This window comes from Dyella sp. SYSU CM1112 (assembly GCF_058216415.1).
Map to the genome: position 1 here is coordinate 67523 of NZ_JBZEGI010000001.1, position 23336 is coordinate 90858.

Annotated in this window: 25 protein-coding genes and 1 tRNA gene; 16 read left to right on the forward strand and 10 right to left on the reverse strand. The window is 59.8% G+C overall.

What is annotated here, in order from left to right; genetic code table 11:
- Nucleotide 1 precedes the first annotated feature (1 nt).
- Complete coding sequence (locus AC4HNJ_RS00370; RefSeq protein ID WP_490477556.1) at nucleotides 2-385, reverse strand: hypothetical protein; 384 nt, start codon at nucleotides 383-385, stop codon at nucleotides 2-4.
- Nucleotides 382-969, reverse strand: a complete 588-nt coding sequence (locus tag AC4HNJ_RS00375) for an RNA polymerase sigma factor (protein WP_490477557.1) — start codon at nucleotides 967-969, stop codon at nucleotides 382-384. Before AC4HNJ_RS00375 ends, AC4HNJ_RS00370 begins: the two co-directional genes overlap by 4 nt.
- A 195-nt stretch (nucleotides 970-1164) precedes the next feature.
- Between AC4HNJ_RS00375 and AC4HNJ_RS00380 the strand changes: the two genes are divergently transcribed.
- Nucleotides 1165-1473 carry an NAD(P) transhydrogenase subunit alpha part 2 gene (locus AC4HNJ_RS00380; protein WP_490477558.1) on the forward strand — a complete coding sequence of 103 codons (309 nt, stop codon included), beginning with the start codon at nucleotides 1165-1167 and terminating at the stop codon, nucleotides 1471-1473.
- Nucleotides 1473-2888: an NAD(P)(+) transhydrogenase (Re/Si-specific) subunit beta gene (locus AC4HNJ_RS00385; protein WP_490477559.1), complete on the forward strand. Its 1416-nt coding sequence runs from the start codon at nucleotides 1473-1475 to the stop codon at nucleotides 2886-2888. Before AC4HNJ_RS00380 ends, AC4HNJ_RS00385 begins: the two co-directional genes overlap by 1 nt.
- Nucleotides 2889-2894: 6 nt before the next feature.
- Here AC4HNJ_RS00385 and AC4HNJ_RS00390 read toward each other — a convergent pair whose 3' ends face one another.
- A complete protein-coding gene (locus AC4HNJ_RS00390) occupies nucleotides 2895-3326 on the reverse strand; it encodes a hypothetical protein (protein WP_490477560.1) in 432 nt (143 codons plus the stop codon).
- A 210-nt stretch (nucleotides 3327-3536) separates the two neighbouring features.
- Here AC4HNJ_RS00390 and sufT point away from each other — a divergent pair, with 210 nt between their 5' ends.
- Complete coding sequence (gene sufT, locus AC4HNJ_RS00395; RefSeq protein ID WP_490477561.1) at nucleotides 3537-4094, forward strand: putative Fe-S cluster assembly protein SufT; 558 nt, start codon at nucleotides 3537-3539, stop codon at nucleotides 4092-4094.
- 31 nt (nucleotides 4095-4125) lie between these two features.
- On the opposite strand, the gene AC4HNJ_RS00400 is transcribed toward sufT, so the two are convergent.
- The 4 genes from AC4HNJ_RS00400 to wrbA all read right to left on the reverse strand — a co-directional run bounded on the left by AC4HNJ_RS00400 (nucleotide 4126) and on the right by wrbA (nucleotide 7390).
- Nucleotides 4126-4617 (reverse strand): asparaginase domain-containing protein, encoded by a 492-nt coding sequence (locus AC4HNJ_RS00400; RefSeq protein ID WP_490478072.1) that lies wholly within the window; start codon nucleotides 4615-4617, stop codon nucleotides 4126-4128.
- Nucleotides 4618-4676: 59 nt separating this feature from the next.
- On the reverse strand, nucleotides 4677-6320 hold the full coding sequence (locus AC4HNJ_RS00405; RefSeq protein ID WP_490477562.1) for an acyl-CoA dehydrogenase family protein: 1644 nt from the start codon (nucleotides 6318-6320) through the stop codon (nucleotides 4677-4679).
- 87 nt (nucleotides 6321-6407) lie between these two features.
- Nucleotides 6408-6794 (reverse strand): DUF2069 domain-containing protein, encoded by a 387-nt coding sequence (locus tag AC4HNJ_RS00410; RefSeq protein ID WP_490477563.1) that lies wholly within the window; start codon nucleotides 6792-6794, stop codon nucleotides 6408-6410.
- Nucleotides 6791-7390 carry an NAD(P)H:quinone oxidoreductase gene (gene wrbA / locus AC4HNJ_RS00415; RefSeq protein WP_490477564.1) on the reverse strand — a complete coding sequence of 200 codons (600 nt, stop codon included), beginning with the start codon at nucleotides 7388-7390 and terminating at the stop codon, nucleotides 6791-6793. Before wrbA ends, AC4HNJ_RS00410 begins: the two co-directional genes overlap by 4 nt.
- Nucleotides 7391-7548: 158 nt before the next feature.
- Between wrbA and AC4HNJ_RS00420 the strand changes: the two genes are divergently transcribed.
- Genes AC4HNJ_RS00420 through AC4HNJ_RS00430 form a run of 3 tightly spaced genes read left to right on the forward strand, consistent with a single transcriptional unit; the run spans nucleotide 7549 to nucleotide 9573 of the window.
- Complete coding sequence (locus tag AC4HNJ_RS00420) at nucleotides 7549-8838, forward strand: YihY family inner membrane protein (protein ID WP_490477565.1); 1290 nt, start codon at nucleotides 7549-7551, stop codon at nucleotides 8836-8838.
- Nucleotides 8835-9302: a TlpA family protein disulfide reductase gene (locus tag AC4HNJ_RS00425; RefSeq protein WP_490477566.1), complete on the forward strand. Its 468-nt coding sequence runs from the start codon at nucleotides 8835-8837 to the stop codon at nucleotides 9300-9302. Before AC4HNJ_RS00420 ends, AC4HNJ_RS00425 begins: the two co-directional genes overlap by 4 nt.
- Before the next feature lie 4 nt (nucleotides 9303-9306).
- Entirely contained in the window at nucleotides 9307-9573 is a 267-nt protein-coding gene (locus tag AC4HNJ_RS00430) for an acylphosphatase (protein ID WP_490477567.1), read from the forward strand.
- Nucleotides 9574-9610: 37 nt separating this feature from the next.
- Here AC4HNJ_RS00430 and AC4HNJ_RS00435 read toward each other — a convergent pair whose 3' ends face one another.
- The 3 genes from AC4HNJ_RS00435 to hemA form a co-directional block, all read right to left on the reverse strand.
- Nucleotides 9611-11713 carry an O-linked N-acetylglucosamine transferase, SPINDLY family protein gene (locus AC4HNJ_RS00435; RefSeq protein WP_490477568.1) on the reverse strand — a complete coding sequence of 701 codons (2103 nt, stop codon included), beginning with the start codon at nucleotides 11711-11713 and terminating at the stop codon, nucleotides 9611-9613.
- Between the two features lie 125 nt (nucleotides 11714-11838).
- The gene (gene prfA, locus AC4HNJ_RS00440) at nucleotides 11839-12924 is read right to left on the reverse strand and encodes a peptide chain release factor 1 (protein WP_490477569.1); all 1086 of its coding nucleotides are present in this window, start codon (nucleotides 12922-12924) and stop codon (nucleotides 11839-11841) included.
- Nucleotides 12925-13006: 82 nt separating this feature from the next.
- Complete coding sequence (hemA, locus tag AC4HNJ_RS00445; RefSeq protein WP_490477570.1) at nucleotides 13007-14281, reverse strand: glutamyl-tRNA reductase; 1275 nt, start codon at nucleotides 14279-14281, stop codon at nucleotides 13007-13009.
- 96 nt (nucleotides 14282-14377) lie between these two features.
- Here hemA and AC4HNJ_RS00450 point away from each other — a divergent pair, with 96 nt between their 5' ends.
- The 10 genes from AC4HNJ_RS00450 (at nucleotide 14378) to AC4HNJ_RS00495 (ending at nucleotide 23252) form a co-directional block, all read left to right on the forward strand.
- Nucleotides 14378-16117 (forward strand): tetratricopeptide repeat protein, encoded by a 1740-nt coding sequence (locus AC4HNJ_RS00450; protein WP_490477571.1) that lies wholly within the window; start codon nucleotides 14378-14380, stop codon nucleotides 16115-16117.
- Nucleotides 16114-16728 (forward strand): lipoprotein insertase outer membrane protein LolB, encoded by a 615-nt coding sequence (lolB, locus tag AC4HNJ_RS00455; protein WP_490477572.1) that lies wholly within the window; start codon nucleotides 16114-16116, stop codon nucleotides 16726-16728. The genes AC4HNJ_RS00450 and lolB overlap by 4 nt, the downstream gene beginning before the upstream one ends.
- A 52-nt stretch (nucleotides 16729-16780) precedes the next feature.
- A complete protein-coding gene (gene ispE, locus AC4HNJ_RS00460; RefSeq protein ID WP_490477573.1) occupies nucleotides 16781-18163 on the forward strand; it encodes a 4-(cytidine 5'-diphospho)-2-C-methyl-D-erythritol kinase in 1383 nt (460 codons plus the stop codon).
- Nucleotides 18164-18204: 41 nt separating this feature from the next.
- Nucleotides 18205-18281, forward strand: a tRNA-Gln gene (locus AC4HNJ_RS00465).
- 203 nt (nucleotides 18282-18484) lie between these two features.
- Nucleotides 18485-19423, forward strand: coding sequence for a ribose-phosphate diphosphokinase (locus AC4HNJ_RS00470; protein WP_490478073.1), 939 nt, complete (start codon nucleotides 18485-18487; stop codon nucleotides 19421-19423).
- A gap of 259 nt (nucleotides 19424-19682) precedes the next feature.
- Nucleotides 19683-20342 carry a 50S ribosomal protein L25/general stress protein Ctc gene (locus AC4HNJ_RS00475; RefSeq protein ID WP_490477574.1) on the forward strand — a complete coding sequence of 220 codons (660 nt, stop codon included), beginning with the start codon at nucleotides 19683-19685 and terminating at the stop codon, nucleotides 20340-20342.
- Nucleotides 20343-20425: 83 nt separating this feature from the next.
- Nucleotides 20426-21010: an aminoacyl-tRNA hydrolase gene (gene pth, locus AC4HNJ_RS00480; RefSeq protein WP_490477575.1), complete on the forward strand. Its 585-nt coding sequence runs from the start codon at nucleotides 20426-20428 to the stop codon at nucleotides 21008-21010.
- 61 nt (nucleotides 21011-21071) lie between these two features.
- On the forward strand, nucleotides 21072-22163 hold the full coding sequence (gene ychF, locus AC4HNJ_RS00485; protein ID WP_490477576.1) for a redox-regulated ATPase YchF: 1092 nt from the start codon (nucleotides 21072-21074) through the stop codon (nucleotides 22161-22163).
- A 60-nt stretch (nucleotides 22164-22223) separates the two neighbouring features.
- On the forward strand, nucleotides 22224-22727 hold the full coding sequence (locus AC4HNJ_RS00490; protein WP_490477577.1) for a GNAT family N-acetyltransferase: 504 nt from the start codon (nucleotides 22224-22226) through the stop codon (nucleotides 22725-22727).
- A gap of 36 nt (nucleotides 22728-22763) precedes the next feature.
- Complete coding sequence (locus tag AC4HNJ_RS00495) at nucleotides 22764-23252, forward strand: acyl-CoA thioesterase (protein ID WP_490477578.1); 489 nt, start codon at nucleotides 22764-22766, stop codon at nucleotides 23250-23252.
- The last annotated feature ends 84 nt before the right edge of the window (nucleotides 23253-23336 follow it).

A 23336-nucleotide genomic window follows, 5' to 3' on the forward strand; every position in this document is an offset into this window, starting at 1 on the left:
ATCAACGCTTGGCCTGGCTGCCGTCGTTGGCGGCAAGCCAGCTATAGAACTCCAGGTTTTGATACAGGCCGGGATCGGCCTTGTCCGCACCGGGCGGCAAGTACTCATCCTGTTCGACCCCGGCAGTTGTTTGTGGGTGGGTTTCATCTTGCAGGTGCGGCGCCGGTTGCCAGATCACGAGCGCAGCCAAGGCAATGGCAGCCAGTGCGCCCACAGGCAGCAGCATGCGTGCGCGATGATGCATGGCCTTCGGTGTCGCGGTGGCTTGGAGCGCGGTGCGCCGGGCAGCACGCAGCCGGCCGACGGTAGCCGGATCGATACGGTAGGTCGCCTCCTGGTAGAGCGCCCGGAGGCGCTGCTCGAATTGTTTGTCGGACGAGTTCATCGCCACTCCTCCAATTGCTCCCGCAGATGCTGCATTGCCCGCGAGAGATGTGTTTTCACGCTACCTTCCGAACAGCCCATTGCCATGGCGGTTTCCGCCACATCCAGCCCTTCCAGTACTCGCAGGATGAAGGCCTCGCGCTGGCGTTGCGGCAGTTTTCCTACCGCTGCGGCCACGTCTGCGTAGGACTGCTCACCGTACAATTTTTCGAGGGGATCCGGGCCGCTATCAGCCGGCTCCCATACGGGCAATTCATCGCCATTGTCATCGTGGCCTCCTCCTAGCCAGCCGACGACGATGGAACGTACCTTGCGGCGGCGCTGCAGGTCCACGATGCGTCGCCGCAGGATGCCCCAGAACAGCGGCGTCCATTCCTCGGCCGGTTTGCCCCGGTAGTGCTTGACCAGGCGAAGCATGGCGTCCTGCACGGCATCCAGTGCATCTTCCCGGTTGCCCAGATGAAGCTCGGCCATGCGGAAAGCACGCCGTTCCATGCTGGCCAGGAACGCATCCAGGGTGGCCGGCGCGGTATGACTGTTCTGCGCAAGAAATTCCGCCTCGAACACGGTGGAGACGCTGTTCATGGCGTCGTTCTCCGATTCGTCAGGGCGAGCATCCCGGGGCTCCATCTGTTCGACTCTCGCCATTAACGCTTGGAGCTCGCCGGGGTTGACCGTCCACCAGCCCAGCGCGACCCGCCAACCGGCGGAGCAACGTGGATCGGGGCATCCCACTCACCGTATGATGCGACGAAGGTGACCGATTGGCGGGGGAAGCACATGCTTGACGGGTTCCTGGCGCTTTACATCTTCATGTTGGCCGCGTTCACGGGATACGAAATCATTGCGCGAGTGCCGGTGATTTTGCATACGCCGTTGATGTCCGGCTCCAACTTCATACACGGCATTGTGCTGGTTGGGGCCATGATCGCGCTAGGCCATGCCCAGACGCCCCTCGAAATGGCGATCGGTTTCATCGGCGTACTACTAGGTGCCGGCAACGCCGCGGGTGGTTACGTGGTCACCGAGCGCATGCTGGAGATGTTCAAGTCCAGCAAGCCCGGGCCGGGTGGCAAGGAGGGGCGCTGATGGCCTGGCCACAGACACTTATTGACGCTTGTTATTTCCTTGCCGCACTGCTCTTCATCCTTGGCCTGAAACGCATGAGTTCGCCGCGCACGGCGCGCGGAGGCATCTTATGGGCCGGCTTCGGCATGCTGCTTGCCGTGGCGGCTACCTTCCTGCTGCCTGACATGGCGCACCGGGGTTTGATCCTTGTAGCGGTGCTGCTCGGCGTGGCGGCGGCCTGGTGGTCGGGGCGACGCGTTGCGATGACGGCGATGCCGCAGATGGTTGCGCTCTATAACGGCATGGGCGGCGGCGCGGCTGCGTCGATTGGCGCGGCCGAGTTGATCGGCCATGTCGGCGAAGCCGCGATGAACAGCCCCCTTGCTGCGCATCCGCTCAGTCCGGTGACGCTGGCTCTGGGCGTGCTGGGCGCGTTCATCGGCTCAGTCAGCTTTTCCGGTTCGTTGATTGCCTTCGCAAAGTTGCAGGGATGGCTGGATCGTCGTTTTGTTTTTGCCGGGCAACAAGTGGTCAATCTGCTGGTGCTGGTCGCGGCTGTCTTGACCGGTATTGCATTGGCAACGGGGCATATTACCTTCGCGCTGGTTACCGCCTTTTTTGTCCTTGCCTTGCTGTTTGGCGTGCTGATGACGCTGCCCATCGGCGGCGCGGATATGCCGGTAGTGATTTCGCTCTACAACGCCTTTACCGGCTTGGCGGTGGCGTTTGAAGGCTACGTGCTGCATAACGAAGCGATGATCATCGCCGGCATGGTGGTGGGTGCGGCGGGCACGTTGTTGACCCAACTGATGGCCAAGGCCATGAACCGGTCGATCGGCAATGTATTGTTCGGTAGCTTCGGCGCGGCAGCAAGTACGGCGGCGCAAGCCATCGATGGTAGCCAAAAGCCGATCGAGGCTGCTGATGCCGCCGTGATGATGGCGTATGCCGAGCGCGTGGTGATCGTGCCTGGCTACGGCATGGCGGTGGCGCAGGCGCAGCACAAAGTATGGGAATTCGCGCAGCTGTTGATTGCACGTGGCGTGAAAGTGAAATTTGCCATCCATCCCGTTGCGGGGCGTATGCCGGGGCATATGAATGTGTTGCTCGCCGAAGCGGGCGTGCCTTACGACCTGATCGTGGACATGGAAGACATCAATCCGGAGTTTCCGGTCACGGATGTCGCCTTGGTTATCGGCGCCAACGACGTGGTCAATCCGGTTGCCAAGACGGATCCGTCGTCACCTATTTACGGCATGCCGATTTTGGATGTGGCAGATGCCAAGCAAGTCATCGTGATCAAGCGCGGCAAAGGCACCGGCTTCGCCGGCATCGAGAACGCGCTGTTCTATGCCGACAATGCGCGCATGCTATATGGCGACGGACAGGCTGCGGCCGGTCAGCTCGTATCGGAGCTGAAAGCCTTGGACGGCTAAATCGCTCTATGAGCGAACTTTCGATGCGCGGATCGCTGTCACGGCGGCAACCGCTGCGCTAGCCAAGGCCCAGGCGACATCACGTCTGCTTGCGCCGATGCGTGCAAAATCCAGCAGTGTGGAAAGTCCAGCAGTTCGCATGGCATCGATCAGGCGATATCCCATCATGGCGGCAATATCCACGGCTGCCATCAGTACACGCAGATAAGCGCTTGCCACCAGCGCGGCGAACGCGGCCAACAGCGCGGCGTTCCCTTTTTGGCCATGCACCCAATGCCGAATAGCGATTCCAAGCAGCCAGCCAGCCAGCAGGCCCAGCCAGGGTGCGGGTCTATGCAAGAGAAGGCTCAGCACCAACCACATGGCCCCGGCGGCGAGACCCAGCATGGCGGCGCAACAGAGCGCAAAACACTCTCCTACGATCTGGCGCAAGGTCATGGGCGGTCGCTAAAGGAAGGTTGAGGCCGGATCACGCGGTGTCCTGCGGGGCAAAGCGTGCATCTTAACATCCCGCCCTTTCTTGCCTGATCTTCCCTTGAGTTTCCCAACGGTGAGCCTGATGTGTGAGGTGCAGGCTTCAGCGGACGCCCGGCATAATAGTGAGCCGGTCCAGCCGGCTGTTTCTCCCCACGACTCTATTGAGATGGCATGAGCGGTTTCAGTCTTAGCAGCGAACCCTTCACCCTGGCACGAGACTGCGGCGCGGTCATGGTGCCGCAAGGCGAAAGCGTTGTATTGCCTGCCGGTCAGGTGGGCTACATCACGCAGGCACTTGGCGGCAGTTTCACTGTGTATGTGGAAGGCAATTTGTTCCGGATTGCCGGCAATGATGCGGATGCGCTCGGCAAGGAGCCGCCGCCGCCCTTGGAATTGGCAGCGGATGCCAGCGACGCCGATGTGGAGAAGTTGGTGTGGCAGCAACTGCGCACGGTGTTTGACCCGGAAATCCCCATCAACGTGGTCGAGCTGGGACTGGTCTACGATGTCAGCCTGGAGTCTGCGGGTGAAGGGCAGCGCAACGTATACGTGAAGATGACCCTGACTGCCCCCGGGTGTGGCATGGGCGATGTATTGGTCGACGACGCACGTACCAAGCTCGAATTAATTCCCACCGTAGTGGAGGCGGATGTCGACCTCGTGTTCGATCCGCCGTGGAATCACTCGATGATGTCAGAAGCGGCAAAGCTCGAGACGGGGATGCTTTGAAGCCCGTTTCTCTCCGATTTGGAGAGCGGGTTTAAAGGCTCATTTCCTCAAACCGGTTCGCTTCGCGGTTTTTGCGGACTTTGGACGGATCCCACACACGGCCGTTCATGGCGATGTAAACACCGTCCGGCAGCGTCTGCACAGCCGCTACTGCGCAACCGATATTGAACACCGCGTCAGAGCCCTGGAAGCGAGCGGGATTCAGCGCGCCGGTCAATACGATCACCTTGCCCTTGATCGATGCCAGTTCTTTGGCAGTTTCCACCATGGTGTCGGTGCCATGCGTCACCAGCACGTGGCGATGCGGCTGTGCTTCGATGGTGGAACGGATCAGCGCGCGATCCTCAGCGGTGATGTGCAAGCTGTCTTTGCGCAAGATCGGAATGACGTCGAACTGGAAAGCTACGCCAAGCTGACTGAGGATGTCGCCGATCTGCGGCGCGCCGATTTTGTAGTCCGACTTGTCATCGAAATAGATCTTGTCGATGGTGCCGCCAGTGGTGACGATGGTCAGATGCTGCATGGTCGCGATGTCTTGGGGATGAATTCGCATTTTAGCTGCCTGTCCGGGGTACGTGCCTCTCATCGCAGCAACAATCGGGTGTCTTCGCTGCCTATGTCGGAAAGACGCAGCAGGCCATGACCGAGGAAGCGGCGCAAAGCGGCTGCGGATCGCTCGTCGTGCCGATCGGATGACCAGGCTGCCTGGCGCGCCATCAGGGCGGCAGCGGCACATCGAGCCAATGTCAGAGCGACGCCGCGTGCGCCGGCTTCCAGTTCGATGCGTCCGAATTTCTGCGTATCCAGGTGCATGGCGACGGCGTCCAGCGCAGCTTGAAGGGTGAACGCGACATGCGAGTCCGGCGTTGCGCCGAGCCAGCCGGCAACTGCCTGGCGCAAGGCTGCGAAGCCCTCGTTACCGCCCAGTACACGCAGGGCATCAAGCGAAAGCACATTCGTAGTGCCTTCCCATATGGCATATACCTGTGCGTCACGCAGCAGCTGGGGTAGGCCGGTGTCTTCGATATAGCCGGCCCCACCGAAGCACTCCAGCGCTTCCGAGCATAGCGTGACTGCCATTTTGCCTGTCCATAGCTTCGTCAGCGGCGTCAGCAGGCGCAGGAGTGCCGGCTCATAGGTTTGGGCAGCCCCGTGCTCCACCCGCCCCAGCATATGTGCCACTTCGAACGTTAGTGCGAACGCACCTTCGAATTCAGCCTGCATATCGGCCAGGGTTTGTGCATGCAGGGGTTGTTCGATCAACGGACGTCCAAATACTTGGCGACGTATCGCGTAGTCCCGGGCCAGGCTGATGGCGCGCGCCATGCTAGCGAGAGCGCCTACGGCATTCCATGTGCGCGTGATGTTCAGCATGGGCGCTACGTGTTTCACACCATGCGCGAGTTCGCCAACCGGCCATGCAGGCAGGCCTTCAAGATGGATTTCTGCCGTGGGCAACTCGTGAGTGCCGAGTTTGTCCTTCAGCCGATCGATGACCAGCTCTGGCTTGCGTACATCGCCGTTCATAGTCTCGACGTAAAACAACGCTAGTGACGATGCGCCTTCACTTGCGCCTTCCGGGCGAGCCAGCGCCAATGCGGCTTCGCCAACCACCGCCGAGCTGAACCACTTGCGGCCGTAAAGGCGCCACTGACCCTGATCATCCTGTTTCGCCGTCGTTTCAGTGCGGCCGACATCCGAACCGCCTGCATTTTCTGTCATCCATTGTCCTGATAGCCAGAACGTATCTGCCTTGCGGCTCAGGAAGTGCGGTAATGCGCGATCGATCAGCGATCGATTACCGGAGGCTTTCAGCGCTGTCGCGGCACCATCTGTCATCGCAAGCGGACAGGTATAGAACTCGCTGGCGACGTGATACAGATAGGCGCGCGCAAATTCTTCCAGGCGCGCATGTTCGTGATGTTCATGACCGGATGCAAGGATGGCATGGCGCGTGGTGAGCTGCGGGCCTTCGAGCCATGCGGTGGTCAATTCGACACGATCAACGCGGCGACCCCATGCATCCCATTGGGTCAACACTGGTTTGCGTCGCGTGCTCTGGTGGCTTCGCTCCCATGCCATGTGTGCGTAGTCGCCCAATGCATCGAGATCCGCATCGAGGCCGGCCCGATGTGTTGCAGGAAACACACGGTCAAGCAGGCCGATCAGCAGGCGGTCGCTACGGTAGGGATGGGCGAGCTGAGGGGCGTCTTGCAGAAATCCCATATCAATCACCTCGGCAAACCAGCAGGGCCAGTATAGGATTTCTGGCACCTCGAACCGCTATCTTGTCCCAGAGGGGCTTGCCAAGAATCAGCTTGGATGCTTGCTTGTGTGTGCCTGGCGACTGGGGTTTTTACGGGCTTTCCATCTTGCGTCGGCACCCAGTGCGCCGATCAATAGCAACGCAAGCAACACTTCCACCAAGGCCGGCAAGCGCTCTTGCGGTGAGCTCCAGCTTTCTGCAACGCCGTGGCAGAAATAGAACAGGCTGAGCATCCCCGTCCAAAGCAGGGCGCGGCGCACTTTGCGAATGGCCAGCAGAGGAAGCAGCAGCGGCATCACGGTGATGCATAGGACCAGCCACATGGGTGTGTGCTGAGGCGGAAACAGCCATGCATACCAAATACATTGCAGCAAGGTCAGCGCTATCCAGGCGGCTATGCCGATGCGATGCATGACGGGCAAATGCGACGTCATGCTTGGGCTGCCAGCTTGCGAGCGATATCCGCCAGGCGCCGCCCTAGTGCGCGGGCGAGATCGCGTTCGTGCTCGCTGATGCCATTGTCTCCTTTGGGGCCCGCCACATGGCTGGCGCCGTAGGGTGTGCCGCCACTCTGGGTATGACTGAGCGCAGGTTCGGTATAGGGAATCCCTAACAGCAACATGCCATGGTGAAGCAGCGGCAGTGCCATGCTTAGCAAGGTCGACTCTTGGCCGCCGTGCATGGTGCTGGTAGCGGTGAAGACGGCGGCGGGTTTGCCCGCCAAGGTGCCACTCGCCCATTCGGCGCCGGTGGTATCCAGAAAATGCTTCAAAGGCGCGGCCATGTTGCCAAAGCGGGTCGGGCTGCCCAAGGCGAGCCCGGAGCATTCGTACAGATCCTGCTTGGTGACATAAGGCGCGCCCTCATCCGGTTCCGGGGGCTGGGCTACCTCGGTGACTGGCGCAACCGGCGGAACCTGGCGTATGCGCGCACGCATGCCTGGCACTTCTTCCACGCCGCGTGCAATCAACCGTGCCAGTTGGGCTGTATGGCCGGTGCGGCTGTAGTACAGGATGAGAATGTCGGTCATGACGCTGGAATGGGAGTGAGGTAAGAGGCCATTCTACGTAGGCGACACGACCTCGTCTGCTTGCCAGGGCATACTGTCGACACGGGTTCCCCGACCGAACAGCGCATCGCGCTACGGTATGGGGTAGTGTACGAACAGCTGGGATGTTGACCGGACTCATGAACCTGCGTTTCGATCGCGACCGCACGCTGACTTTCGGCCGTTTCCTTTGGCGCCGTTTCCTCGATGACAAGTGCTTCGAGACGGCTGGCGCGCTGTCATACACCACGCTGGTGTCGCTGGTGCCGCTCACCGTGGCGGTGCTGGCCATGTTCGCGGCGTTTCCCATGTTTGAGGATGCGCGTGACACATTGATCAATTTTGTTTTCGGCAACTTTGTCCCGGCAGCGGGAGAGACAGTGCAGAAAACACTGCTCGACTTTGCTTCCAATGCGAGCAAGCTCACGGGCATAAGCGTTCTGGTGATGTTGTTCAGCGCAGTGTCGATGATGATCAGCATCGAAGACCGCCTCAATCGTATTTGGAATGTGCGCAGCCATCGGCCGTGGGGGCCGCGCTTGCTGCTCTACTGGGCTGCGCTGACGTTAGGACCCATTCTGGTCGTGGGCGGCATCGCCCTCACCTCGTATTTGGCCGCCGTACCGCTGCTGCGCGATGCGAGTCAGCAATTAGGCATTGGGCAGGAGCTGCTCAAGGCGCTGCCGTTCGTGGTGACTTTCTTTACCTTGTGGTTGCTTTACACCACGGTGCCCAATCGCCAGGTCAATAGAAGACACACTGCCATAGGTGCGTTGCTCGGCGCTGCCTTGTTTGAACTGGCACGCTGGGGTTTCACCCATTACGTGCGGAACGCGCACAACTATCAGCAGATTTACGGCGCGCTGGCCATCATCCCTTTGTTCCTGCTGTGGATATATTTGTCCTGGGTGATCGTGATCCTGTGCGCCTCAGTGTCGGCATCCGTATCGGCTTTCGAATACCAGGCCCCCTGTGACGTATTGCCAGAGGGTTCGGAGTTTCTTGGCTTGCTGGTGGTGCTGCGCCATTTCGTGGATGCGCAGCGCGCAGGGCGGTGCACTGATCTGGCATCTATCCGCGCGGCAGAGCCTTGTCTGCATAGCACGTCGATCGCGCAATATTTCGATGACCTGGTACGCGCCGGACTGATTCATCGTAGTGAAGGAGGCGCGTGGTCGCTGGTTCGTAGCCTGGACAGCACAGATTTGCTGCACGTCTATCGGCACAGCGGCTACCGGCTGCCGCTAAATCCTGCGGAACAGGTCGCTGCATCCGGCATCGAATTGCCGCCGGAATTGCTGGCGTTGCTGACCCGGGTCGCGCACTCGTTGGACGTTACACTGGGTACGCGGCTGGATAGAGTCTATCCTGTGGGCTCCCCACCGGCGCCTTCGCGCCAGATACCCGAGAAGCAGGAATCTGAAACATGAAGTCGTTCGTAACGCTTTTGCTGCTGGCTGCCTGTGTGCTGGCTACTCCTGTACATGCGGCGATGCCTGCGCAGCCGTCGCTCAAGATAACGACCTTGGATGGCAAGCCATACGATCTGGCATCGCAGCGTGGACATTGGGTGATCGTCAATTTCTGGGCGACTTGGTGCGTGCCTTGTATCAAGGAATTGCCGGGCATCTCGCATTTTGTAGCGACGCATCCCAACGTGCGCGCAATCGGCATTGCTTATGAAGACACGGATGCGGCGGATATACGCACATTCCTGAACAAACATCCGGTGAGCTATCCCATTGCACAGGTGACAATGGATAAGCCGCTCAAGGATTTTGACGAACCGCAGGGCTTGCCGACGACATGGTTGATTGCTCCAGACGGCAAAGTGGCGAAACATTTCATAGGCCCGGTAACGCCTGCGTTATTGAGTGCCGCTATAGGTCGATAACGTGATGACCGGCATTCGCTTCCTCATTAGTGGCAAGGTGCAAGGCGTGTTTTTTCGCGCCAGCACCAGGGAGGAAGCGCTGCGTCTTGGGCTATGCGGTCACGCGCGCAATCTCGACGATGGTCGCGTGGAAGTGGTGGTCAGCGGCGACCGGAGCGCTTTGCAGGAGCTTGAGCGTTGGCTATGGCAAGGGCCTTCGGCTGCACGGGTCGATGAAGTGATTCTTAGCGAAGACGATGCTCCCGCACGGGAAGGCTTTCTGATTTTTTAGACGTCTATCTCGGACGGATTGCCGCGCTGCCAAAACATTAGAGTTCGATATCGGCGGGCGGACGTCCAATGCGGTATCGCGCGCTGATGGTGCGCACTGCCTTTCGAAAATCCGCGGCGAAACCTTGCATGTCGAACAACGGGCTCTGGCTATGTTGTTGCATAAGGTGGCTGCGAACCGCCGCCAAAGCCTCCGGATCGTTGCCTAGTGCGGTGGCCATGCCGATGAAGGATACGCCGTCGGCGGTAATCAGTTCGGGCAAGCCAAGATGATGCAAAAGGCTGGCGACGGTCCGACCTGCCATGGTTTCGCCGGTGCGTGTGAGCACCGGGCAGCCGGCCCAAAGCGCATCCGATGCAACGCCACGAGCATTGATCGGCAGCGTATCGAGGTAAAGATCTACATGTGTATAGCGCGCAAGGTATTCGGCGTACGACAGATGCGGCATGAAAATGAGGCGTTCGGGCGCGATGTCGAGTGCACTCGCCGCCTTCCGTAGGCGCGCATCGGTATCCGCCGGACCGGTGAGTAGCCACAGTACGCTGTGGGGTACTTGTTGCAAGATGAGCATGCAGCGTGCGAATACGGAGGGATTGATCGCGTGCGTTTCGCTGAAGCAGGCAAACACGATGCCTTCTTCCGGCAAGCCGCATTCCGCACGGGATGGTAGCGAGGCCTGAACTCGATACGGATCGCTCGGCTGATGGCATCGAGGAAGCCAGATCACTTTTTCGCTGATGTGTTCGCGCAACTCGCGGGGAAGCGCGATGGCATCGGTTAGCAGATAATCCATCCATGGGGCGCCGGAGGTGCCGATATATCCCAGCCAGCCTACCTGCACGGGGGCGGGCCGTAGCGCCATCAATTCAGCGTTGCCGCGACCCCGATAGCCATTCAAGTCAAACAATATCTCGATAGCGGTGCCGTGGATAAGCGAAGCGAGCTGTGTACGGCGCAGTGCGGAGACGTCGTGCAAGGTAGCTGCCGCGGATAGGCGCCGCCGCACGCTGCCGCCATCATCAGGCGTTGCTGCGAACAGGTGGATCTCCAGATCGCTATCGGCGAGGGCCTCAACCAGCGCGACCAGATGCTGTCCGATGGCTGCTTCGTGAAAGCCGTCGGCGAGCATGCCGACTCGAATCGGACTGTCCGGCAATGGCAGGTTATGGCGTAGACCCATTTGCTGCCGAAAGTCCGCTGCCTGTTGCTCGATACGTGCGGCATACGTCTTTGCGCAGCGCAGTTGCGCATCGGCGTCGGCATCTTCGACGAGGTAGGCAAAAGGGTGGATGCCGGGCATGCCTTCAGCCACGGCTCGGGCCACCTGTTCGCTCAGCGCGTCGATGTCTTGCCAATGGCACAGGCGGCGACGTGCGAACAATAGCTGTCCCAGGATCGGTACCGAACCGGGTTCGCGCGCCAGGGCGTCCGCGAAGGCGTCATTGGCGCCAGCAAGATCACCGGCTTCATCCAGCATCAGTGCCGCTTGAAATGCATGTTGTGCATTGTTGGGGGCAAGCTTGCTGGCCTGCCGTAGCGAGGCGGCGGCTTCCTGCGGCCGGCGTTGCATATGCAGCATATGGCCAAGCATGGCATGTGCGATGTCGGAGGAGGGCGCCTGCTGCAGTACTTGGCGCACGTGAGCCTCTGCTTCCGCCAGATGCCCCAATTCCATTTCCGCGGCAGCGAGGTTGAGCCGGATGGCCGGGTGTTGAGGTAGCGCCGAGATGGCCGTGGCAAAAGCATCACGAGCCTGGGCGTGCTGTCCGGTGGACATATAGGCGGCGCCAAGCGCTTGCCACAGGGCGGGATGTTTAGGTGACTTGTTCAAGGCATTCTGCAAACGCTCGATAGCTGCGCCGACCCGGCCATCGGCCATGGACAGGCTGGCCAGATTGCATTGCAGCTCGATGTTGTCAGGGGCAATCTCCGCCGCACGATTCAATGCCGCGTGAGCTTCCCTGCGCTGGCCCAGCCGCAACAGCGCTACGCCATGCAGGCGGATCAATTCGGCGGATACCGGAAATTGACGCCGCGCCAAGGCCGCGAAATGGGCGGCCTCTTCATTGGCATTACGCTGCAGCAGATCGCTGAGTTTTTGCAGCGTCGCGGCGATATCGGTGGGTAGGACGTCGGACATCGGTACCGGATGGATGGAGTGGCGACAAAATCCGCGCTCAAGGCCGTCATTCGGACTCACCGAATGAGCTGCTAGTGAATGCGGAACCCCTGTTCTAGGTCAAAGAGTAGCGCGAGGTGAGGCTCTCAGTGCGTGGCGGCGGCCAGGGATTTCAGTTCGTCTGCCTGATGTTCCCGGGTCAGCGCGCCGAGCAACCCGTCCAGGTCTCCCTGCATGATGTCCGTCAGATGGTGCAGGTCCAGGCCAATGCGATGGTCGGTAACCAGATTGTCCTTGTATCGGTAGGTGCGAATGCGCTGGCTGCGATCGCCGGTGCCAACCTGAAGGCGCCGCGATTGTGCCTGTTCGGCGGCTTGCTTGGATTGTGCTTCGTCCAGCAAGCGGGCCTTGAGCAAGCTCATGGCGCGGGCGCGGTTCTTGTGCTGACTGCGCTCGTCCTGGCATTCCACCACGATGCCGCTGGGCAGATGGGTGATGCGTATGGCGGAATCGGTTTTGTTGATGTGCTGGCCGCCGGCGCCGGAAGAGCGGAAGGTATCGACCTTCAGATCGGCGGGGGAAATGTCGATGTCCTGGATTTCGTCCAGTTCTGGCAGCACCGCGACGGTGGCGGTGGAAGTGTGCACGCGTCCCTGTGATTCGGTGACCGGCACGCGCTTTACACAGTGCACGCCTGATTCGAATTTCAGGCGGGAAAATGCGCCCTTGCCTTCGATGCGGGCGATGATTTCCTTGTAGCCACCGTGTTCACCTGGGTTCTCGCTCAGTACGTCGACTTGCCAGCGCTGACGTTCGGCGTAGCGGGTATACATGCGAAACAAGTCGCCGGCAAAGATGGCGGCTTCGTCACCGCCGGAACCTGCACGAACCTCGAGAAACAGGTTGGCTTCGTCACGGGGATCTTTCGGAATCAGCAATAGCTGCAGCTCATCATCGAGCTGTGCTGTGCGGCTTTCCAGCCGAGCAATATCATCGGCGGCCATGTCGCGCAGCTCGGGATCGTCGAGCATCGTGCGCGCGTCAGTGAGCTCGCGTTCCAGCTGGGTTTGTTCGCGCATGGCGTCGGCGACGGGCTGCAGCTGGGCATATTCACGCGAAAGCTCTCGAAAGCGGGAGCTGTCCGCGAGTACATCGGCCTGGCTGAGCAGCAGGCCGAGTTCTTCATGGCGTTCGGTGATGGCTTCAAGTTTGAGGCGAATGGAGGGAGTCATCGACAAGGATCGTGAATCAAAGTGAGCGGAAGGCCCGCGGTTTGACGGGAAGAAGATGAAGCGCGGCAGCCAGCCGCACTCGCTAGTCTTCTGTGGTCCCTGCTTTTTCGTCCAAGCCGTATAGACGTCCGGCTGCGTGCAGCAAATCGTGATCGCCGCTGAGCGTGGCTTCGCGCAACCGCGCACTGGGGTGATGCAGGAGTTTGTTGGTCAGGGTATTGGCCAGGAACGAGAGTGCCTCGTCCGGCGACTTGCCACGCGCGAGCATGGCGCGTGCTTTTTCCAATACCTGGTCGCGATAGATTTCGGCATGCAGGCGCAGGTCCACCGCGGGATTCTTTATCGTAAGCGCGCGGCGCCAGGCCATGTAGCGTTCGACCTGCAGGTCGATGATCGCATCTGCCTCGCGCGCGGCAGTTTCACGCGAGCGGCGATTGTCATCGATGACTTGGTGCAGATCGTCGATGCCATAGAGATACACGTCTTCAAGCTCGCCGACGGATGGTTCGATGTCGCGCGGTACCGCAATGTCGACCATGAACATGGGTTTGCGGCGGCGTACGGCAATGGCTTTTTCCACCACGGCGCGTGTCAGCACCGGCTGCCGTGCCGCGGTCGAGGCGATGACGATATCGGCTTCGGCCAGATGCTGCGGAAGATCGTGCAGCGCAATGGCGTAGCCGCCATGACGGCTGGCAAGTTCCTGCGCATTTTCCAAGGTACGATTGGCCACGATCAGTCGTCGCACCTGTTTTTCGGCAAGATGGCGCACAGCCAGTTCGATGGTGTCACCCGCGCCGATCAGCAAGACGCAAGCTTGGCGCAAATCCGTGAAGACCCGTTCGGCCAGCCGCACGGCGGTAAAGGCCACTGAAACGGTATGCGCTCCGATCTGCGTATCGGTGCGAATGCGCTTGGCTACCGCAAACGTGTGTTGCAGGAGGCGATCCATCGGTGTTTTCAGCGCATTAGCCTGGCGCGCCTTCTGGTAAGCGTCCTTGACCTGGCCAAGGATTTGCGGCTCGCCCAGTACCATGGAGTCCAGTCCCGTTGCGACCCGGAACATGTGTCTCACGGCCGCCTCGTCATCATGGCGATACAGGAACTCGTCAAGCTTGCCGGGAGTCAGATGATGATGTCGATTGAGCCATTCCTGCGGCACGTGTTCCGCGCCTGCTGTTACGCTGACGTAAAGCTCGGTGCGATTGCAGGTGGAAAGAATCATCGCTTCGTCGACACCGGGTTCATGCGCAAGCTGGCGCAGCGCGGTGTCGGCCGCTTCAGCGTCGAATACCACCTGTTCGCGCAGGCTGACCGGCGCGGTGAGATGGTTGAGCCCGAGGGCGATCAGTTTCATGACGTGATGCGAATGGAGGCGGCGGATGCTGGCCAGCGTAGACTAAGCATCTATGGTGTCGCCGGATATACGGATTGGGTAGTTTGGAGAAATAGTGTGCTGAGCGGGACGGGTAAGTTCAAGCAAGTGCGGCAGTTTGTAACTGGATGGTTGGTTGTGCTTGGTGTGGCCGGATGCGCCGCCGTGCCCCATCGGGCCGGTACGTCGTCCCTGGCGCCGCCGCAGCCATTGGCCCGCATGACGGTCGCCACGCCGGACGAGGATCACGATCTGCTGGCACAGCTGTTAGCCGGTGAGATGGCATTGTCCGGCGCCGATCTCAAGGCCGCATCGCAGGCTTATGACAAAGCGATGATGCTGTCAAAGGACCCGGAAGTCGCCAGCAAGGCGGCTGCACTCGCTATCGCTACGCATGATCCGGACGCGGCACGGCGGTCGATCGATCGATGGCAAGCTCTGGGGGCCAGCCCGGGCCAGCTGGCGCAAGCGCGGGCCCAGCTTGCGGTGGAGCAGGGCCAGACCGAGGAGGCCAGGCGTCAGTTGTCGCTGCTGATTGCCAGTGGCGACAAGGATGCGTGGCGGATGTTTGGCCGTGTACTGATTGGCAGCCGCGACCCGGCGCTCGCCGCTTCCCTGTTGGAATCCCTGGCAACCCCGGACCGTCTGCCAGCGGATCCCAAGGCATGGTTGGCGATGAGCGAACTGGGTGAGCAACTGGGGCGCCATGGTTATGCTCAGCAAATTGCTGATGATGCGATGAGGCGTTTCGGCACGGCCGAAACCTATGCCTGGGCTGCTCAGCTGAAGCTGAATAACGGCGATCGCACCGGGGGGCTCAATTTGCTGCGCCAGGCACAAGTCAAGGACCCGAACAACATCGGCCTGCGCCTGACTTACGCATCCTTGCTCGGACAGAGCGGCCAATACGGCCAGGCCACTCGCCTGCTGGAAAAAGGGCCGCAAAACGCGCAGACCTACGCGCTAAGGGCTGCGCTGGCCGCCAATGCCAAGGACAACAAGACCCTGGAACAGGTATACAAGCAGTTATCCCAGGCGCCCGACGATGTGCGCAGCTCCAGCGCTTATCTCCTTGGTCAATTGGCCGAAGTGCTTGGTCATAAAAAGGAGGCGTTGAAATGGTATGACCAAGTGCCTGACGACGATGATCACGCTTTTGATGCCGACTTGCGCAGCGCGATCTTGTTGCAGGATTTGGGGCGCAGTGCAGAAGCGCATCAGCAACTGGCGGAAGTGCAGACGGACTACCTTGATCAGCCGGCCCAGTTGCGTCGCGCCTACGAAGTGGATGCCGATCTCTATCTACGTGACAAGCGCTATGCGGAAGCCGCAGACGCTTTTAGCCACGCACTGCAAGTGGCCCCAGATGATCCGGATCTCCTCTACGGGCGAGGTCTCGCCTATGCGGAGATTGGCAAGACCGATTTGGCGATAGCGGATTTTCGCCGGTTATTGCAGATCAAGCCGGACGATATCGATGCCAGCAATGCGCTGGGTTTCACGCTCGCGGATGCGGGGCGTGATCTGCCGGAGGCGGAAAAACTGATCGCTGCCGCACGTGCGGCCAAACCGAACGATCCTTCGATTGCTGATTCCTGGGGCTGGCTGCAGTATCGATTGGGTCATCTCAACGAAGCCGTCCAAGTGTTGCAAAATGCCTGGCGATCAGGAAAAGACGCCGATGTTGGCGTGCATCTGGGCGAAGTACTCTGGAAACAGGGGCAGCACGAGCAAGCGCAGCAAGTCTTCGATGAAGTGCGCCGTATGGACCCGCATAACGTTAGCCTGCAGCAAACTTTGAAGCGCCTTCAGCCATGAAAATACCTTCGTTTCGTTTGCTGGCAGGGCTGCTGCCGCTGCTGTGGTTGGCTGCATGCGCCCCGCCACAACTTGTGCGCAACAAGGGTGATGCCGCCGCACTTGCCCAACAGGCGGCGCGCGAGCAGCAGCTGGGGAACGCGGATCATTGGACCCTTGAGGGCCGGATCGGTGTGTCGAATGGAAAGCGGGCCGATAGCGGCAGCGTGACATGGATCCAAAACGGCGACCGCTACGAATTCACTTTGCGCGCTCCGATCATCGGCAGGAGTTGCCGTCTTACGGGAGGCCCTGATGGGGCGGTATTGGAGGGGCTGGACGGCGGTCCTCTACGTGGTCCGAATGCGGAGGCACTGATGCGTCGAGCGCTGGGCTGGGACGTCCCCCTGGATGAGCTGCGCGCTTGGGTGCTGGGTGTGCGTGCCCAAGGAGCAGGGGCTGAGTTGAGTTTCGGTGATAACGAGCTGCCGTCACTATTGCAGCAGGATGGTTGGACGGTCAGTTATCCTGCCTGGGATACCACGCGCCAACCGCCATTGCCGATGAAGGTGTTTGCCGAGAAACCACCCTATAAAGTCCGGCTGGCGATCGAATCATGGAGCATGCATTAGTCATGCAACAGCACCGGGACTTGGTGTGAATACCGCCTCTTCCGATTCTCCTATGTCATTTCGTATCGAACGGGCTAGCACGGCGCACGTTGGCACCCTTTGTTCCATCGAGCGGGCGGCCGTCCAAATGTTTCGTGAGCACGCGGCGTGGCCTTTTTATTCCGCCATGTCGATTCCGCCGGAACAACTGGAACAAGACATTCTGCGAGGACTTGTCTGGGTGGCGCTGGTTGATGAGATCGCCGAGCCGGTAGGTTTCGTGTGGTTGGATGCAGAGCCGCATGGTCAGGTGATCGGTATTGCCGAGCTTGATGTGTTGCCGGCTTTTCACCGGCGCGGGATAGGTGCTGCCTTGCTCGAACACGCATGTGCCTGGGCACGCGCGGCCGGCTATCGTCGCGTGGATCTGGGGACGCTGGCGGATATTGCTTGGAATGCACCTTTCTACAGCGGGCATGGCTTCAGCGTGGTCGACAAGCGAGATCCCGCCTATGCTTATGCGCGTGATCGCGATCGGGAGAACGGTTTCCCTGAGAGCTTGCGGGTTTTTATGTCGCGAGCGCTTGCGCCGCCTGTCGCGAATGAATGGACAGCATGGCCAGCACCGGCAAAGCTCCAGCTCTTTTTGCGCCTCATTGGTGAGCGTGAGGACGGTCGCCGCGAACAGCAGGCGGTGGTCCATTTTCTCGATTGGAGCGATGAAATTCGCTTGCGGGCCCGGGACGATGGCGCTATCCGCGTCCAGGGTATCGACGAGCAGAACATGGAATCCAGTCGCCTTGTGCTGGATGCTGCCGCGCTGTTGCGCGAACGCCTGGGTGCAAGTCTTGGCGCGGATATCGAAGTAGAGAGGCGCATTCCCGCAAATCTCGGGCTGGGGGAATACAGTGCGCATGCCGCCACGGTACTGATGGCGCTCAATCACCTTTGGAAGGGGGGCCTTGGTACTGACGAGCTACGTGAATTGGCAAGCCTGCTCAAGGCCGATGTGCTGGCGTTCGTGCACGGTCGTTCCGCCTGGATAACAGGCGTTGGCGATCGCCTCAGGAGCATCAAATTGCCACGGCGCTGGTATGTCGTGGTGGATCCTCACGAGAGTGCGCCGGCAACGCATGATCTGGATGAAATCGAATTGACACGCTTTGCGCCGCCAGCCACAATTTCATCCTTTGCTTCCGGCGAAACATTGGATAATGCGTTCGAGCCGATTGCTCGCGCACGTTGTCCTCGAATCGCTGCGGCGCTGGATTGGCTTGAATCCCACGGTGGTGCCCGGCTTTCCGGCGACGGTCGTTGCGTTTTTCTCGAAACGGCGACACCTGAACGGGCCGAAGCGGTCGCCAGGCGGTGTCCGACTTCGTTCACAGCCTGGGTGGCTGAGGGCGTAGGGATTTCGCCGTTGCATAGGGCGTTGGCCCGACATGCAACGGGTTGAACCGGCCCCGTTCGGAGGCAAGTTAAAAAATTGAGTAATACTGGGGCGTCGCCAAGCTGGTTAAGGCACGGGATTTTGATTCCCGCATGCGTAGGTTCGAATCCTACCGCCCCAGCCATATTGAACAGGGGGTCTTGCGGCTCCCTGTTTGTGCAACCAGGGATAGGTTGCCACGCATCGGGTACATATATGCTCGACGCGCCAAGCCCTGCTCGGGTGTGTGCTCGAAGGGTGAGTTGAAAGGGCGGCAGGCCGTCTTTTCAAGATTGACCTAAATAATCGCCTGGTTCTGAGGAAACAACCGTGGATACGTCCAGTCCGATGCTGTTTACCGGCAACGCACACCGTGCCCTGGCCGAGGATGTCGCTCATCGCCTGGGCGTGCCATTGGGCAAGGCGCTCGTCGGCAAGTTCAGCGATGGCGAAGCGCAGATCGAGATCGAAGAAAACGTCCGTCGCCAGGAAGTGTTCGTGTTGCAGCCGACTGGTGCGCCGAGCGCAGAGAATCTGTTCGAGCTCCTGACCCTGGTGGATGCGCTCAAGCGTGCCTCGGCCGCCAGTGTGACGGCGGTAATGCCGTATTTCGGTTATGCCCGCCAAGATCGCCGTCCGCGCTCCGCCCGCGTACCGATTACCGCCAAGCTGGTCGCCCGCCTGATCGGCACTTCCGGCGTGGATCGTGTGCTGACAGTTGATCTACATGCTGACCAGATCCAGGGTTTTTTCGATGTGCCGGTAGATAACGTCTACGCTTCGCCGATCCTGTTAGCGGATATCTGGCGTAGCTACAGCATGGATGACCTGATTGTGGTCAGCCCTGATGTGGGTGGCGTAGTGCGCGCCCGCGCTATCGCCAAACGCCTGGATGATGCTGATCTTGCCATCATCGACAAGCGCCGCCCGAAGGCTAACGTGGCTACGGTGATGAACATCATCGGCGACGTAGAAGGCAAAACCTGCGTAATGGTGGATGATATCGTCGATACCGCCGGTACGCTTTGTGCAGCCGCAGCAGCTCTGAAGGAGCGTGGTGCTCGCAAAGTGGTGGCTTATTGCGTGCACCCGGTACTGTCCGGTGCGGCGATCCGCAATATCGAAGGTTCCCAGCTCGATCAGCTGGTCGTCACCAATACACTGCCACTGCGTGATGACGCCAAGGCCTGCGCCAAGATTCGCCAGCTTTCCGTGGCCGAGCTGCTAGCCGAAACGATACGTCGTATCGCCTTTGGCGAGTCGGTCAGTTCGCTTTACATCGATTGATGTATTTCCCCTGACATTCGTCGCCCTGGTAGAACCGGGGTGATGGCTTGGGTGGCGAGCGTCAACGGGGGCATGCCTTTACCGGAGCGATGGCGCCAGCCAGGCGCGTTGCGGAGAGGTCGGTGGTGGGCAGTTCGCCGCCTTTTTTGTATACTTGTGCGCTTTTCCGCCCGCATCCGCGGGTATTCTGGCTCTTCTGGTCGCGGGAGAGTCGATCCGACCGCCGTGAGGCGGTCTTTCAGACCAAGGCAATACCAACATGGCCAAGACTCATGAAATCGCGGCGCAGGCCCGCAAAGACGAGGGGAAAGGTGCGAGCCGCCGCCTGCGTCGCGCGTCCTTTGTGCCCGCAGTAATTTACGGCGCGGGCCAGCCCGCAGAGAGCATCCAGATCGAGCACAACACCATCCTGCTCGCCGCCAAGCATGAATGGTTTTTCTCTTCTGTGCTCGACCTGAATATCGACGGCAAGGTGCAGAAGGTACTGGTGCGTGACTGGCAGAAGCACCCGTTCAAGCAGCAGATGCTGCACATGGATTTCCAGCGCATCAACGAGAACGAAGCGATTCGCGTGAACGTGCCGATCCACTTCCTGAACCAGGAAAAATCTCCGGCAGGCAAGACCGCCGGCGTGGTGGTGTCGCACAACCTGACCGAAGTGGAAGTGGCCTGCTTGCCGAAGGATCTGCCGGAGTTCATCGAACTCGACTTGGCGGACCTGAAGCCCGGCGACATCATCCATCTGTCGCAGATCAAGCTGCCGGCGAACGTCGACATTCCGGCCCTGCACCTGGGCGCTGACCATGATGCGGCGGTGGTTTCCGCCGTGACTGTGCAGGAAGAGGCAGAAGAAACCCCGGCTGCTGAGGGCGCCGAAGGCCAAGCGGCCGCCGACGCCTCCAAGGAAGCCAAGAAGTAATTCGCTTCTCCTCGACTTACCCCTCTCCTTTCTGGGGAGAGGGGTGCGAGTGAGGGGCCAAGCTGGCGGCAAACTTCCGACCCATGGCAGGCCTACGACTCATTGTCGGACTGGGCAATCCCGGTGCCGAATATCCCAGAACCCGGCATAACGCCGGGTTCTGGTTTGTTGACGCCCTTGCCAGTGGGCACAACGAGCGTTTCGGTTTCGACGGCAAGCTGCATGGTGAAACCTGCAAACTGCGTATTGGTGGCGAATCGGTGTGGTTGCTTAAGCCGGCCACCTTCATGAACAAGAGTGGCATCGCCGTTGCCTCCGCGTTGCGCTATTACAAGATCGAGCCCGAAGAATGCCTGGTCGCCCATGATGACCTCGATCTGCCTGCTGGCACAGTTCGCTTGAAGTTCGATGGTGGTCATGGCGGCCAGAATGGTTTGCGCGACATCATGGCTCATTTGGGGCACGGCAAATTTCATCGCTTGCGCCTTGGTATCGGTCATCCTGGCCACAAGGATCAGGTTACGCCGTGGGTGCTGGGCCGTCCTTCCGTCAAGGATGAAGACGCCATGCTGGATGGCATTGCGCGTGCGCTGGATGTGTTGCCGCTGGCGGTCGATGGGCAGTTCGACAAGGCCATGCAGCAGTTGCATACCCCAGTGAAGCAGTGAGCGGACAACTTGCCGTCTACTATTCCGTTTTTCAAATTTTCATTTTTCGGATCGAGAAACCATGGGCATCAAATGCGGCATCGTCGGCCTGCCTAACGTCGGCAAATCCACTTTGTTCAATGCGCTGACCAAGGCGGGTATTGCTGCAGCCAACTTTCCGTTTTGCACCATCGAGCCAAACGTAGGAGTGGTACCCGTGCCTGATCCTCGATTGAACGAACTGGCCGCCATCGTCAAGCCGCAGAAAGTGGTGCCGACCGCGGTGGAGTTCGTGGACATCGCCGGGCTGGTGGCTGGCGCATCGAAGGGTGAGGGGCTCGGTAACAAGTTTCTCTCGCATATTCGCGAAGTGGATGCGATCGCACATGTGGTGCGCTGCTTCGAGCACACCGATATCGTCCATGTGGCGGGCAAGGTCGATCCTATCGCCGATATCGAGACCATCGATACCGAACTAGCCTTGGCTGACCTCGATACGGTCGAGAAAGCGCTTAATCGAGTAGAGCGCGCCGCTAAGGCTAACGATAAGGATGCTTTGGCGAAGAGACCGGTATTGCAGAAGCTTGCCGCCGGCCTCAACGAGGGTAGATCTGCGCGGAGCTTGGGGCTGGATGATGAGGAAGCGGCGCTCGTGCGCGAACTTTTCCTGCTTACGCTCAAGCCGCTGATGTATATCGCCAACGTGCGCGAGGATGGTTTCGAGAACAATCCCCATCTTGATGCCGTGCGTCAGCGTGCGGCAAATGAGGGTGCAGAGGTGGTGCCGGTTTGTGCGGCGATCGAAGAAGAGTTGGCGCAGTTGGACGATGCCGACCGCGATGAATTCTTGAAAGACCTCGGTTTGGACGAGCCTGGCCTCAATCGCGTTATTCGCGCTGGCTATAAACTCCTCAACCTGCAAACGTATTTCACGGCTGGCGAGAAAGAGGTGCGTGCCTGGACGGTCAAGCGCGGCGCTACGGCACCGCAGGCCGCCGGGGTGATTCATACCGACTTTGAGCGTGGCTTTATTCGTGCGGAAACGGTCTCGTACCAGGACTTCATCCAGTACAAAGGCGAAGCTGGTGCGGCAACTGCAGGAAAGCTGCGTAAGGAAGGTAAGGAGTACACGGTAAAGGACGGTGACGTGCTGCACTTCCTGTTCAATGTCTGAGTAAAAGGCCTCGCGCAAGCGAGGCTTTTTTATGTGGCATTTGCATAGGGCGAAGACTGAATGCATATGTCTCAGGGCGTGTTACGCATACGATTGGCGACACTTGAGGATGCGCAAGCGATCGGTGCTTTGAGCCGTCGCGTTGCGCGGCGATGGGTGCTGCCCGATCAGCCGAAAGAGGTTGGCCTTGGACTGCTTTCGCGCCTGACTGCGCCGACCATTCGCAAGCAGATCATTCAGGGGCATCGCTTTTATCTGGCATATCTTGATGCAGCGTTAGTCGGTGTTGCGTCGATACGCGACGACAGTCATTTGGTCCATTTTTATGTGGGTACGCGATATCAGGGGCGAGGTATCGCCCGGCGACTTTGGCAACGCATGCTACAAGATGCGATACAGCGTGCCGGGACACGTTGTTTCACACTCAATGCGACACGTGGCGCTGTGTCGGTCTATTTGCGTTTCGGATTTCGCACGGAGGGTGCTGCAAGACCTTCGCCCAGCGGAGTGCTCACCACACCTATGACGCTGCGAGTGACGATACGGCGTGGCAAGAGAGCATAATGAGCCCTTCGCGACGGATGCACGGGTGGAGATCGCATGTCAGGCCAGCAGCACGAAGTGACATTCCGTTTCCTTGCGCAGCCTACCGATGTCAATTTCGGCGGCAAGGTGCATGGCGGCATGGTGATGAAATGGATCGATCAGGCTGGTTATGCCTGTGCGGTTGGCTGGAGCGGCGCTTATTGTGTAACGGCGGCGGTCAGCGGCATCCAATTCGTCAAGCCCATTCTGATCGGTGATGTTGTCAGCGTCCGGGCGAAATTGATTCATACCGGTACTTCCAGCATGCAGATGGCCGTGGATGTACTTGCGCGTGACCTGCGTACTGGCGAGGAGCGCCTCGCGACGAGTTGTGTGATGGTGTTTGTTGCGCTGGACAAGCCTGATGGCAAGCCGACTCCGGTGCCTCCTTGGATGCCGCGCGATGACAACGAACGTCGATTGCAGCAGCAGGCGCAGCATTTGCTCGAGGTTTCCAAAAGCATGGGGCAGCTGGTCGACACGCGCGGTGCTGGAAACGATTGAAGATCTTGGTCGTTTAGCGCGGGAAAATCTCGGAAAAATCGACTGCTTTAGGTTCGCAAGGTGTTGACACATCAGGCCCCGATC

Excerpts from the sequence above, each read along its gene's own strand:
- AC4HNJ_RS00475 (WP_490477574.1), top strand. The coding sequence starts at position 19,683 with ATGGCCAAGACTCATGAAATCGCGGCGCAGGCCCGCAAAGACGAGGGG.
- wrbA (WP_490477564.1), bottom strand. The coding sequence starts at position 7,390 with ATGACCGACATTCTCATCCTGTACTACAGCCGCACCGGCCATACAGCC.
- AC4HNJ_RS00375 (WP_490477557.1), bottom strand. The coding sequence starts at position 969 with ATGAACAGCGTCTCCACCGTGTTCGAGGCGGAATTTCTTGCGCAGAAC.
- AC4HNJ_RS00380 (WP_490477558.1), top strand. The coding sequence starts at position 1,165 with ATGCTTGACGGGTTCCTGGCGCTTTACATCTTCATGTTGGCCGCGTTC.
- AC4HNJ_RS00390 (WP_490477560.1), bottom strand. The coding sequence starts at position 3,326 with ATGACCTTGCGCCAGATCGTAGGAGAGTGTTTTGCGCTCTGTTGCGCC.
- hemA (WP_490477570.1), bottom strand. The coding sequence starts at position 14,281 with ATGAAACTGATCGCCCTCGGGCTCAACCATCTCACCGCGCCGGTCAGC.
- AC4HNJ_RS00490 (WP_490477577.1), top strand. The coding sequence starts at position 22,224 with ATGCATATGTCTCAGGGCGTGTTACGCATACGATTGGCGACACTTGAG.
- ychF (WP_490477576.1), top strand. The coding sequence starts at position 21,072 with ATGGGCATCAAATGCGGCATCGTCGGCCTGCCTAACGTCGGCAAATCC.
- pth (WP_490477575.1), top strand. The coding sequence starts at position 20,426 with ATGGCAGGCCTACGACTCATTGTCGGACTGGGCAATCCCGGTGCCGAA.
- prfA (WP_490477569.1), bottom strand. The coding sequence starts at position 12,924 with ATGACTCCCTCCATTCGCCTCAAACTTGAAGCCATCACCGAACGCCAT.
- lolB (WP_490477572.1), top strand. The coding sequence starts at position 16,114 with ATGAAAATACCTTCGTTTCGTTTGCTGGCAGGGCTGCTGCCGCTGCTG.
- AC4HNJ_RS00370 (WP_490477556.1), bottom strand. The coding sequence starts at position 385 with ATGAACTCGTCCGACAAACAATTCGAGCAGCGCCTCCGGGCGCTCTAC.
- AC4HNJ_RS00430 (WP_490477567.1), top strand. The coding sequence starts at position 9,307 with ATGACCGGCATTCGCTTCCTCATTAGTGGCAAGGTGCAAGGCGTGTTT.
- AC4HNJ_RS00420 (WP_490477565.1), top strand. The coding sequence starts at position 7,549 with ATGAACCTGCGTTTCGATCGCGACCGCACGCTGACTTTCGGCCGTTTC.
- sufT (WP_490477561.1), top strand. The coding sequence starts at position 3,537 with ATGAGCGGTTTCAGTCTTAGCAGCGAACCCTTCACCCTGGCACGAGAC.
- AC4HNJ_RS00495 (WP_490477578.1), top strand. The coding sequence starts at position 22,764 with ATGTCAGGCCAGCAGCACGAAGTGACATTCCGTTTCCTTGCGCAGCCT.
- AC4HNJ_RS00385 (WP_490477559.1), top strand. The coding sequence starts at position 1,473 with ATGGCCTGGCCACAGACACTTATTGACGCTTGTTATTTCCTTGCCGCA.
- AC4HNJ_RS00435 (WP_490477568.1), bottom strand. The coding sequence starts at position 11,713 with ATGTCCGACGTCCTACCCACCGATATCGCCGCGACGCTGCAAAAACTC.
- AC4HNJ_RS00410 (WP_490477563.1), bottom strand. The coding sequence starts at position 6,794 with ATGACGTCGCATTTGCCCGTCATGCATCGCATCGGCATAGCCGCCTGG.
- AC4HNJ_RS00425 (WP_490477566.1), top strand. The coding sequence starts at position 8,835 with ATGAAGTCGTTCGTAACGCTTTTGCTGCTGGCTGCCTGTGTGCTGGCT.
- AC4HNJ_RS00400 (WP_490478072.1), bottom strand. The coding sequence starts at position 4,617 with ATGCAGCATCTGACCATCGTCACCACTGGCGGCACCATCGACAAGATC.
- AC4HNJ_RS00405 (WP_490477562.1), bottom strand. The coding sequence starts at position 6,320 with ATGGGATTTCTGCAAGACGCCCCTCAGCTCGCCCATCCCTACCGTAGC.
- AC4HNJ_RS00470 (WP_490478073.1), top strand. The coding sequence starts at position 18,485 with ATGCTGTTTACCGGCAACGCACACCGTGCCCTGGCCGAGGATGTCGCT.
- ispE (WP_490477573.1), top strand. The coding sequence starts at position 16,781 with ATGTCATTTCGTATCGAACGGGCTAGCACGGCGCACGTTGGCACCCTT.